General features: G+C 63.8%; 6 protein-coding genes. 2 read left to right on the top strand and 4 right to left on the bottom strand.

Features of this window, described 5'->3' with window-relative positions; translation table 11 throughout:
• Nucleotides 1-706 precede the first annotated feature (706 nt).
• Complete coding sequence (locus AC2FNY_RS03195; RefSeq protein ID WP_496801607.1) at nt 707-4522, top strand: Hint domain-containing protein; 3816 nt, start codon at nt 707-709, stop codon at nt 4520-4522.
• Nucleotides 4523-4611: 89 nt separating this feature from the next.
• Here AC2FNY_RS03195 and AC2FNY_RS03190 read toward each other — a convergent pair whose 3' ends face one another.
• On the bottom strand, nt 4612-5208 hold the full coding sequence (locus AC2FNY_RS03190) for a nucleotidyltransferase family protein (protein ID WP_496801606.1): 597 nt from the start codon (nt 5206-5208) through the stop codon (nt 4612-4614).
• Nucleotides 5209-5239: 31 nt separating this feature from the next.
• Nucleotides 5240-7648, bottom strand: a complete 2409-nt coding sequence (locus AC2FNY_RS03185; RefSeq protein ID WP_496801605.1) for a GcvT family protein — start codon at nt 7646-7648, stop codon at nt 5240-5242.
• Between the two features lie 124 nt (nt 7649-7772).
• Between AC2FNY_RS03185 and AC2FNY_RS03180 the strand changes: the two genes are divergently transcribed.
• Nucleotides 7773-9020, top strand: a complete 1248-nt coding sequence (locus AC2FNY_RS03180; RefSeq protein ID WP_496801604.1) for a DUF2254 domain-containing protein — start codon at nt 7773-7775, stop codon at nt 9018-9020.
• Here the strand turns inward: AC2FNY_RS03180 and AC2FNY_RS03175 are convergent.
• Both AC2FNY_RS03175 and AC2FNY_RS03170 read right to left on the bottom strand, forming a co-directional pair.
• Nucleotides 9004-10635 (bottom strand): MFS transporter, encoded by a 1632-nt coding sequence (locus AC2FNY_RS03175; RefSeq protein WP_496801603.1) that lies wholly within the window; start codon nt 10633-10635, stop codon nt 9004-9006. The genes AC2FNY_RS03180 and AC2FNY_RS03175 overlap by 17 nt on opposite strands.
• On the bottom strand, nt 10632-11939 hold the full coding sequence (locus AC2FNY_RS03170; protein ID WP_234136438.1) for an HlyC/CorC family transporter: 1308 nt from the start codon (nt 11937-11939) through the stop codon (nt 10632-10634). Before AC2FNY_RS03170 ends, AC2FNY_RS03175 begins: the two co-directional genes overlap by 4 nt.
• Nucleotides 11940-11945 lie beyond the last annotated feature (6 nt).

The raw sequence follows: 11945 nt of genomic DNA, 5'->3' as shown, positions 1-11945 counted from the left end.
AATGTCTGAACAACTTGAACTTGATTCGATCATTGCCGGCTTTGGATTGTTCCCGTTCTTTCAAAGAACCACGCCGTGAGCTAGTATTGGACACCTCGCCGCTGTCAATTGTGGCAAAATCAAGGCGCTTCCCAAGGCTAGAGAGCCGTATGCGGATGACGGCAGATTGTTCTGAAAACAGAAACAAACGCCCGAAGCGCGATCGCACGATTTTCTTTCAAAGTTGAGGAAAATGGGGGAGGGAGCGATTCTGCGCGAAGGGAGAAGTTTTTATAATGGAAACAGCAATCAACCCAGGAGAGAGTTCGATTGCAGCTATGTCGGGGCAGAGTTGGTCGCGTTGGCGGAATGGGGCAAATTTTGGACCCTTTTTCGCTTTGTCCGTCTCCAAGGCTCCGCTAATCATGAATGCAGCCCAACTGGGGGGGCGATGTCTGTTGGTCACGGGGGCGACCGCACAACTTGGCGTCTTGAAGACGTGAGAAGGATGCGCGTTCGCGCAACGGCTGCATTGGTCGTTTGTGGCGAGGGAATAATCGGTGCGCCATCGCGTGCCGAAACAAGGCAGTCTTGCTTTGCGCCAGCTTTCTCCACCCGCTCGGGTTCGCAAGAGGTGTGGTCGCGATTGGACCAGTCATCGTCCCGTTAACGTAGGATTTCGCGTGGGGACGCGTATCGGTGCAGGTGTGCCGGGAAGGAGATTGGTATGGCGAACAATTTTGACAATCCGTATTCGGCCAACCTGATTGGTCTGTGGGATTTCCGCCCCGGCGCGGAAACCAGCGACACCGGCCTTGGGGACGGTATCGCGCAGGATGGTACACCCGTGAATGGCCCCGATTTCAGTGCGGGGTGGATGTATACCGGCCATCCTGATGAGCGCATGGACGTAAACGATGGTGATGATGACCAATTTGACCTCGAGGAAGGGTCGCTGATCACATCGTTCCGCGTCTTCGGTCATCCGGGCGATGGCCCCTACACGGTGGTCAGCCGCGGTGTCGAGGACTCCGGCAATGTCGATGATGGCGCCGGCACCACCGCAGGGGCCGACAGCGGGTATTTCGAGGTGCGCGTCACTAACGACGGCATGGTTGAGGTTCTGCACCGCTCGAACGGGGTCGAAGAGATCCTCAGCACCGGCGCCAATTTCTATAGCATCGGCGATATCGTCACCGTCACCTACGCCTGGTCCGACAACGGCCTGGACATGCGCGTGGTGAACGAGACCCAGGGGACCGAGACCACCGTGTCCAGTGACCAGACCGGCATGACGCTGGATGTCACGACCGGTGACGAACAGAGCTTTGCCATCGGTGCCCGCGAGGCGACCGATGGCGATTACGACCAGAACTTTTTTGGCGGCATCGACTATGTGGCGGTGCTGGATGCACCGGTGATCGGCCAACCCAATGGGATCGTCGACGGCACCCCGGGCAACGACACCATCGACCTGGGCTATACCGGCGACCCCGAGGGGGACGTGATCGACGGCGGCGACGCGATCGACCCGACCCATGGTCCCGATGACGATGTGGTCGACGGCGGTGCCGGCGATGACAGCATCGACGCGGGTGAGGGCGACGACACTGTCTATGCCGGCAGCGGCAACGACACGGTCAATGGTGAGGCCGGCGACGACCTGCTGATCGGCGACGACAACGCGCCAGGAGGCGGTGCCGGCGGTAGCACTCGCGAGGTGTTTGAATGGTTCCGTGCGCCTGATCCCGATGATGGAGGCGCGATTGATGATCAAGACGATCTCAGCGGCGGCTTTACCCAGACCACAGGCGGCGTCGATGTCACTTTCTCGGTGCTGAATGCTGACACGGGTGTCACCACCGTATTCGCCACGCAGGAACAGTTTGTCGGTAATATCGACACCAATGGTCCGGCGGCCACTGACGACAGCGCGCTGGAGTCCGAACTGAATGGCCAGGCGAACACCGGCACCTATCAGCTGGAATTCTCGGAAGCCGTGACCAACGTGTCCTTCCGGATCAACGATATCGACGGTGACGGCCAGGCGACGGTTCAGGCATTTGACGTCAACGGCGACCCGATCACGGTGAATATCGCCGGTGGGTTGCGTGTCACTGAAAGCGACACAGACAGTGTAGCCGGCAATGAAACGGCGACCGGCGACGGCGGTTATGCCGATCCCAACAATTCGAACTTCTCGATCTTGGTCACCATTCCGGGACCGGTTGCTCGCCTGACGATCGAACACGGCCAAAGTGGTCCGAACCCTAGCGAGATCAGTGTTACCGACGTTTACTTCGACGTTCCGAACACTGATACAGGCGTGGACGGCAATGACAGCCTGACCGGCGGTGACGGCGACGATACGCTGATCGGTCAGGGGGGCGACGACACGCTGACCGGCGGTGACGGAAATGACAGCGTCGAGGGCGGCGATGGCGACGATGTGATCGATACCTCGGGCAGCCTGTCGGGCAATCTGCCCGACCGCGGCTTCCCCTCGTATAACGGCCTGCCTGCGGTTCCGGCGGATCCGGTTGTCGACGACGATCGCGATACCGTGGATGGCGGCGACGGCAATGACGTGATCATGACCGGCGACGACACCGACCGGATCACCGGCGGCGCTGGCAACGACACGATCGACGGCGGCCTGGATGACGACACCATCGAGGGTGGCGATGGCGCCGACATGATCGTGGGCGGCGAGGGCGCGGACTCGATCCTGGCCGGCGCCGGCGACGACGTGGTTTATGGCGGTCTCGACCCGCGCTTCCCGGACAATCTCAACATCCGCGACGATGGCACCGATGGCCCCGCCGATCCCGAGACCACCAACGGGCTCGATTTCATCGACGGCGGCGAGGGCAACGATACGCTCTATGGTCAGGATGACGACGACACCATTCTGGGCGGCAGCGGCGATGACCTGATCGACGGCGGCATCGACGAGGACAGCATCGAAGGCGGCGACGGCAATGACACCCTGCAGGGCGGTCACGGCGAGGACGAGATCCACGGCGGCACTGGAAACGATGTGATCCTGGGCGGATCCGAGGCCGACGTCCTCTATGGTGACGACGACCGCGACACCATCGGCGCTGGCGTGGGCGACACGATCGAGGGTGGTGAAGGCGGCAACGACTTTGACATTGCCATCGCGACCGGACTGGCCGTGGTCGACTATGACCAGACCGATCCGACCGGTGAATCCGGAACCATCACCTTTTACAATCCCGATCTGAGCGTGGCCGGCACCGCCGATTTCTCGGAGGTCGAGAACGCGCTGGTGATCGGAAATCCGGGTGGAAACCCGACCCCGCCGCCGGGTAGCGGCCCGACCCCGCCGGACAGCTATGACGGCATCGTTGACGGCACCTCGGGCAATGACACCATTGACCTGGCCTATACCGGTGATCCCGAAGGCGACATGGTCGACAACGACGACGCGGTGCTGCCGCTGGTCGACGAACAGGATATCGTTCTGGCCGGTGACGGCGACGATCTGGTCCGCAGCGGTCTGGACACCGACGTGGTGTTCGGCGGCGCGGGCAACGATACCGTGTTCGGCGAAGAGGGTGGGGACGCTCTCGACGGCGGAGAGGGCGACGACTCGCTTGATGGTGGCGCGGGACGCGACATCGTGTTCGGCGGCGAAGGCGACGACACCCTGTCCGGCAGCAACGAGAACCCCGACGATGGCGGTGACATCCTGGGCGGCGGCTTTGGCGACGACCGGTTCGTCAATGTCGGTCAGGGCGAGGTCATCATCGGCGGCGAGGATGCCGACGGGCTGGACGAGGACGTGCTTGACCTGACAAACGCGGCCGCTCCCGGTGGTTCGGTCACCGTCGAATACGACGCGGGCGACCCCGAGGCGGGCATCGTGCGCTACTTCGATGCGGGTGGCACCGAAACCGGCACCACCACATTCAGCGAGATCGAGACGGTCATTCTGCCCTGCTTCACGCCGGGCACCAAGATCGCGACCCCCAAGGGCGAGCGTCTGGTCGAGGAGTTGCAGGTTGGCGACCGGGTGATCACCCGCGACAACGGTATCCAGGAAATCCGCTGGGTCGGCGCCCGCACGCTGACCGGCGCAGAACTGGCCCGTGCCGGTCATCTGAACCCGGTCCTGATCCGTCAGGGCGCGCTGGGTGGCGGCCTGCCCGAGCGGGACATGATCGTCAGCCCCAACCACCGGATCCTGGTGGCCAATGACAAGACGGCGCTCTACTTCGAAGAGCGCGAGGTTCTGGTCGCGGCCAAGCATCTGATCGGGCTCGAAGGGGTCGACATCGTCGAGATCTCGGAAGTGACCTATATCCACTTCATGTTCGACCAGCACGAAGTGGTGCTGTCGGACGGGGCCTGGACCGAGAGCTTCCAGCCGGGCGATCTGTCTCTGGCCGGTCTTGCCGATGCACAGCGCGACGAACTGCTCGAGCTGTTCCCCGAGCTGAAGACCCGCGAGGGCGTCGAGGCCTATGCCGCCGCGCGCCGGTCGCTGAAGAAACACGAAGCCCGCCTGCTGATGTAACAGCGGGCTTCGGCCTCCCCGAATATGCAGCTTGAACCGCGCGGTCTCGGGGCGCGCGGGCAGGGCGGGGCGCGGTTTTCGCGCCTCGCCTATTGCCGTTTCGCGCGCCAGTTTGCCCAGGCCTCGGGCGTGTCCAGATCGGTGCGGGCATGCGCGCCCGGCAACGGGACCAGCACCAGCCGGTCGCGATGTGCCTGTACCACCGATTGCGCCCCGGTATCGCCGGTCAGTTCCAGAAGCGCGGGGAACAAGGCCCTTTGAAACACAACGGGATGGCCGGGATGTCCCGATGCGGTCGCCCCGCGCCAGATGAGATTTTTCGTCGAAAAATCTACGGCGCCCAGTACCAGCGTCAGGTCGTCACTGGTCAGGTCGGGCAGGTCGGCAAGCAGAACCATGGCTGCGGGCGTCTCGTCCGGCAACGCCGAAACTGCGCGGCGCAGGCTGGCATTCATGCCCTCGTCGGCATCGGGCACCGCGACGATATCAACGGGCAACCCCGCCAGCGCGTCATGGCGCGGATGCGGTGCTGGCGGCACGGCCACGATCACCGGTGCCACTTTCAGCGCCCGCAAGGCGGTCCGGCGCAGCAGCGGCATGCCGTCGATCTCTTGCATCAGCTTGTCGGCCCCGCCCATGCGACGGGACCGGCCCGCGGCCAGCAACAGGATGGGAATCGGCTTCATGCCGCAACTCTGGCTGCTGGCGCGGGAGTTGTCACCCGCGCATGCGCGCACCATCCGCGTCAAAAAGCGGCTGGCTGATCACCCGCGCGGGGCGCATCTGGCCCAGGATCTCGATCTCGACCGCAAGCCCATCGGCGATGCGCTCGACCGGCAGAAAACCCAGTGCGACCGATTTCCCCGCGTGATGCGAATAGCCGCCCGATGTGCAGAAGCCCACCACCGCGCCCTCCAGCCAGATCGGCTCATAGGCATTGACATCGGCGTCCTCGGCCTCGACTTCGAAGGCGCAGAGCCGGCGGGCAGGGCCTGCGGCGCGCTCCGCCTCGGCGGCCGCGCGGCCGATGAAATCCGCCTCTTTCTTGAAGGCGATGAACCGGTCCAGCCCGGTTTCGGCGGCGGTATAGTCGGGAGAGAACTCCCGCAGCCACGAGCCAAAGAACTTGTCCAGCCGCAGGCTCATCATCGCGCGCATGCCAAAGGGGATCATGCCGTGGTCCTGACCGGCCTGCCACAGGGCCCACCACAGCTGACGCTGCGCCATTGGATCGCAATAGATCTCATAGCCCAGATCGCCGGTATAGCTGACCCGCTGCACGATACAGTCGGTCATGCCCACCACCATCCGCCGCACATCCATGAACCGCAGGCTGTCGACATCGTCGCGGGTGCAAGCGGCCAGAACCGCCCGTGCCTTTGGTCCGGCAATCTGGAATCCGTTACGTTTATCGCTGATATTTTCGATGGTTACACTGTCCTCCTGATGTTGCTGGAACCAGCGCATGTGATAATCCTGCGACCCGTAGGAGGCGGTCAGCTGAAACTCGGTCTCGCTCAGGCAGGAAACGGTGAAATCCCCGATCAGCTTGCCCTTGGCGCTCAGCATCGGCGTCAGCGACAGCCGCCCAGGCGCCGGGATGCGACCCGCCATGATCCGGTCGAGCCAGGCGCGCGCGCGGGGGCCCGTCACCATGTATTTGCCGAAGTTGTGGACCTCGTTGATGCCCACGCCTTGACGCACACCGCGCACCTCGCGGCCGGTGGCCGCAAACGCGTCCGAGCGGCGGAAGGAGGGGGTTTCATAGGTCGGCTCGTCGCGTTGGGCATAGTAATTGGCAACCTCCAGCCCGTATTGCTGGCCCCAGACCGCGCCCATGTCGGAAAAGATATCATACATCGGCGTGGTGCGGTTGGGGCGGGCGGCAGGCAGTTCCTCGTTCGGATATGACACGCTGAACCGTTTCTGATAGTTCTCGATCACCTTGGGGCGGGTATAGCCGGGGCTGATCCAGCGCCCGAACCGGGCCACGTCCATCGCGGTGACATCGCGCTCGGGTTCGCCCTCGATCATCCATTGCGCCAGCGTCAGGCCGACACCGCCGCCCTGGCTGAATCCCGCCATGACGCCACAGGCCGACCAATAGTTGCGCATGCCCGGCACCGGCCCCACCAGCGGGTTGCCATCGGGGGCAAAGGTGAAGGGGCCGTGAATGACCGACTTGACCCCGGCGCTCGCCAGAACGGGAAAGCGTTTGTAAGCGAATTCAATGCTTTCCTCGATCTTGTCAAAGTCGTCGGGCAGCAATTCGTGGCCGAAGGTCCAGGGCGTGCCATCCACCGCCCAGGGCTTGCAGGGCTGTTCATAGAAGCCGATGCACAGCCCGCGCCCCTCTTGCCGCAGATAGCTTTCGCCCGCCGGGTCCATCACATGCGGGTGTTCGCTGCCGCGCTCATAGATTTCGGGAATATCGTCGGTGACGATGTATTGGTGCTCCATCGGGTGCAGCGGGAAGTAGACGCCCGCCATCGCGCCCACCTCGCGCGCCCAGAGGCCACCTGCATTGACCACATGTTCGGCGTGGATGGTGCCCTTGTCGGTGACCACGTCCCAGGTGCCGTCCGGGCGCTGGTTGGTCTCGCGCACCATGCAGTGGGTTTCGATGGTGGCGCCGCCCATGCGGGCGGCCTTGGCATAGGCATGGGTGGTGCCGGATGGGTCCAGATGCCCGTCGAGCGGGTCGTAGAGCGCGCCGATGATGCCATCCAGATTTGTGATGGGGGCGATCTTGGCAATCTCTTCGGGGCCGACAATCTCGGTTTCCAGCCCCATGAACCGGTGTTTGGCCCGTTCGGCCAGCAGCATGTCGAACCGGTCGCGATTGTCCGCCAGCGTGATGCCACCCACATGATGCAGCCCGCAGGACATGCCGGTGATCTCTTCCAACTCCTTGTAAAGCCGGATGGTATAGCCCTGAAGCGCGGCCATGTTTGTATCGCCGTTCAGCGTGTGAAAGCCGCCCGCCGCATGCCAGGTCGAGCCCGAGGTCAGCTCGGACCGCTCGATCAGCATCACGTCCGACCAGCCCAGCTTGGTCAGGTGATAAAGGACGGAACAGCCGACAACACCGCCGCCGATGACGGCCACTCGGGTGGTGGTTTTCATTTCAGTCTCCGCTAGTCTAGGGACAGGTCTGACCTATCAGTCAGGGCAGATATGGCGCGGGTTCTTGTCGCTCTGCGACGGGATGTGTCGCAAATGAAATGTGCAGCCGGTTCGAGAGGGCGATTTGCGCGATAAACTTCTGAATATTGCCCGGCGCGTGCTGCGGCTGCTCTATGTACGGATCATCCTGATCGCCGCGCTCAGCCTGTTGTCGGTCCCGTTGGCGGCGCTTCTGGGTGATCTGATCCCGCCGGGGCTGGCCGACCGCATCGGCGCGGCGGCAGTGGACCCGATCCTGGCAACGCTGGCGACCAGCATGCTGGCGGTGACCACCTTTTCACTGACGGTGATGACCGGCGCCCATCGTGCGGCCTGGTCGCAATGGGGGCCGCGCACCCATGTGATCCTCAAGGACGATACCGCCACCCATTCGATCCTTGCCGTCTTTGTCGGCGCCTATCTGTTCTCCATGTCCGGGATGGTCCTGCGGCGCACGCCGATCTTTGGCGAACAGGAAAGCGTGGCGCTGTTTGCCATGACGATGCTGGTCATTGCCCTGATCGTGGTGTCGATCATCCGCTGGATCGCGCATCTGGAGGATCTGGGCAGTTTCGGCGAGACCCTGGCCCAGGTCGAACGTCGCGCGGCGGTGTCGCTGCGGGCACTGGCAAAGACGCCTTGTTACGGGGCACACGCGCTCACCAAGGAAACGGAGCTGCCCGAGGACGGGCAGGCCCTGCGGGCGCCGCAGCCCGGATATGTCCAGCAGATCTTTGTCGGGATGCTGCAAGAGCTGGCCCAAAGGGCCGAAACCCGGATCTATGTCACCGTCTCTGTCGGCGATTACGTGCAGGAGGGGCAGGAACTGGCCCGGTTCGCTTGCAGAGATCCGGAGGCAGGGGGCGCCGGGGACGCCTGTCGCGCCTTTGTCATCGAGGGCGCGCGCACATTCGTGCAAGACCCGCTGTTCGGCCTGTCGGTGCTGGGCGACATGGCCTGCCGGGCGCTGTCGCCGGGGATCAACGACCCGTCGACGGCGATCACCGTGATCGACCGGCTGTCCTCTCTGGTGCTGCTGGCAAATGGCGAGCAGAACGACAAAAGCCCGGCTTGCGACCGGGTCTGGTTGCGGCCGCTTCCGCCCGATGCCCTGTTTGCCGAAACCTTTGACCGGATCGCGCGGGATGGGGCAGGCAACATCGAGGTGCAACTTGCGCTGCAGCGGGCGCTGGCGGCGATAGGCATGCGCAGCGAGGGTGAACTGGAACAAGCTGCCCGCCGCTCTGCCGCGCGCAGCATGGCGCGGGGGCTCGCGGGGTTGAGCGCGGCCGAGGATCGCGACCGGCTGGAACGCGCTAGTCGCGGCTCTTGAACCGGCTCTGCTGCACCAGCCAGACGGTGAGCAGGGGGACAATCACGGTGATTGCGGCCACCGTCATCAGCAGATAGCCAAGCTGCGTGTAATCCGCCGGAACCGTCACCGTGCCGTCCTCGGCGCGCACCTCGCGGGTGACGGTATAGATCTGGTTGAGGTACTTGGTCCCAAGGCTCGACGCGGACAAGGCCAGATTGGTGAACGAGGCCATGACCGCAAAGAACGTTGCCTTGAGATTGGCGGGCGCATTGCGCGCGATCCAGGCCAGCATGGGGATCATCGCCACCTGACCCAGCGGCGATTCCACCGCCGTGTTGACGATTGCGATGAACCGCGCGTCGACAATGCCGCCGGTCATGGCGGCGGTCCAGTGATGCACCCCGTAGTAAAGACCGATCCCGGGCAGCGACAACACCCCCGCCGCCAGCGTCAGCAGGATCACGATATCGGCGATGGTGCGCGAGGCGATCAAGGGCCGCAGCACCACCATGCCCACCAGGGTCAGAACCGAGGTGATGAGATACAAGAGCGACAGGAATTGCTGGTCAAAGCCCAGCACGTCGATATCGAACCAGGTCGAGGCGGCGCCGTTCAGCGGCATGGCGCGGAACATGAAGACGATGATCGCGGTGCCGATCAGCGCGCGTGCATGCGCCTGATCCAGATTGCGCACCAGTTGCCGCATCAGGGTCAGCACGATGGCCATCGATCCGGCAAAGACGATCTCTTGCGAAAACGGCAGGTCCATCAGCCCGACGGTCAGCGTCATCGCGACAAAGATGGCGCCGCCGGTGAAATACCAGTGGTTCAGCCGCACCTTCTCGCCCTCGGGGTCGAATGCGGCCAGCGCGCGCACCCGGTCCATTCCGCCTGCGATCAGCCGCGCGATGGCCTTCCGTTTCTGCCAGCCGGCCAGCAGCACGCCCGAGATCGAGATACAGGGGATCAGAAGGGCAAGCGCATAAATATGCCCATAGCGGGCGGCTTTCTCGGCCGGGGCCAGCGTTTCGATCCCGTCGAACAGAACGATGTTCAGGGCGGCGACCGCGCTGGCGCCGCCGATCAGGGCGAAGCGTCCCAGTGTCTGCATCGTGGTGTGCTGGGCACGCTGCACCTCGGGCGACAACTCGGCGCCTTGCGCATCGTGGCGCGGCACCGCCTCGACCGACATGGCATCGGCGACTGCGTCCTGCACCACATAGCCGCAGGGCGCCAGGATCACCGCCAGCACGTACCAGGCGGTCACTGACATGATGCCCGGCATCCAGTCGGCCCGGGTTGCCAGCCCGTACATGATGGCGAAACTGGCCGCGATCAGCGCCGCGCCCAGATAGATCAGCCAGGCCTTCCAGCGCCAGATCAGGTCGACCAGATGGCCCAGCGGCATCTTCAGCGCCCAGGGCAGCCCGGCCCAGAAGGCCAGCCCGGCGATGAAGGCCGCCGAGACATCCAGATATTCCTTGACGAAGAACGTGCCGACAACGGCGGTCAGCCCCTGCGCCCCGGCGGCGAAATAGACCATCAGCGGCGGCAGGAACGACCAGCGCATCTGCCGGCCCAGATCGAGGACAACAGCGTCGAACCAGCCCCGGATCCGGCCCGCGCGGGTCATAGCGGGCGGATCTTGAGCCCGGTGATCCGGTTGCCCTCGCGGCCCGTCACCTCGAAGCGGAAGCCGTGAAAGGCAAAGACCTGACCCACGGTCGGGATCATCTGTGCCTCGTGAATGACCAGTCCGGCGACCGTATTGGCCTCGTCATCGGGCAGCGACCAGTCCATTGCCCGGTTCACGTCGCGGATGGTCATGGCGCCCTCGACCAGGAACTGGCCATCGTCGCCACGGGTCACCGGCATTTCGGCATCGGGGTCGAATTCATCGGTGATCTCGCCCACGATCTCTTCGAGAATATCCTCGAGCGTGATCAGCCCGCGCAAAGAGCCGTATTCGTCCACCACCAGCGCGAAATGGCTGCGAATGCGCAAGAAGGCGCGCATCTGGTCGTCGAGCGTCGTGGTCTCGGGCACGAAATAGGGCGCGTTGGCGACCCGGGTGATGTCGAAATCCTTGAGCCGCGCGGTGTGACCCTCGCTGCCGCCAACCTGGGCATACATGGCGCGGAACAGGTCCTTGGCATGGACCACGCCGATGATGTTCTCGGGCTCGCCGCGATAGACGGGCAGGCGGGTATGGGGGCTTTGCAGGCAGTGTTCCAGAATGGTTTCGGGCTCGGCATCGGCATCCAGCATCACGATATTCGAGCGATGCAGCATGATTTCCTCGACCGTGCGCTCGGCCAGGTCGAGCGCGCCCAGGATACGGTCGCGGTCCTCTTTTTCGACCACGCCCTCGGAATGGCCGAGATAGAGCGCGCCGGCGATCTCCTCGCGCACCGCCATGATATGGCTGTCGGGGTCGATCTGAACGCCAAAGAGGCGCAGAACCCCCCGCACCAGAACCCGGACCAGGGCCACGATCGGTGAAAACAGCATCACCACCACGCCGATGATCGGGGCGACGGCGGCGGCGGCCTTTTCGGCATTGGTGATGGCGTATGTCTTGGGCAGCACCTCGGCAAAGATCAGGACCAGCATCGTCATCACGATGGTGGCCAGGGCCACGCCGCTTTCCCCGAACATCCGCGTGAACAGTGCGGTGGCGAGAGAGGCCGACAGGATGTTGACGATATTGTTGCCAAGCAGGACCGAACCGATCAGCTTTTCGTTGTTCTCGGTGATCTTGAGTGCCTTTTCGGCACCGCTTGATCCCCGGTCGGCCTGGCTGCGCAGCTTGCCGCGCGAGGCGGCGGTCAGCGCGGTCTCGGACCCCGAAAAGAAACCGGAGAGAATGAGCAGGAACAGGATCGCGCCGGTCGTGATCCAGAAGGCGCTGTCGAGCGCGGAGGCAGAGGGGTCCATCGGTCC

Source organism: Ruegeria sp. BHSC223 (genome assembly GCF_059613025.1).
This window is presented reverse-complemented; position numbering and strand designations above follow the sequence as displayed.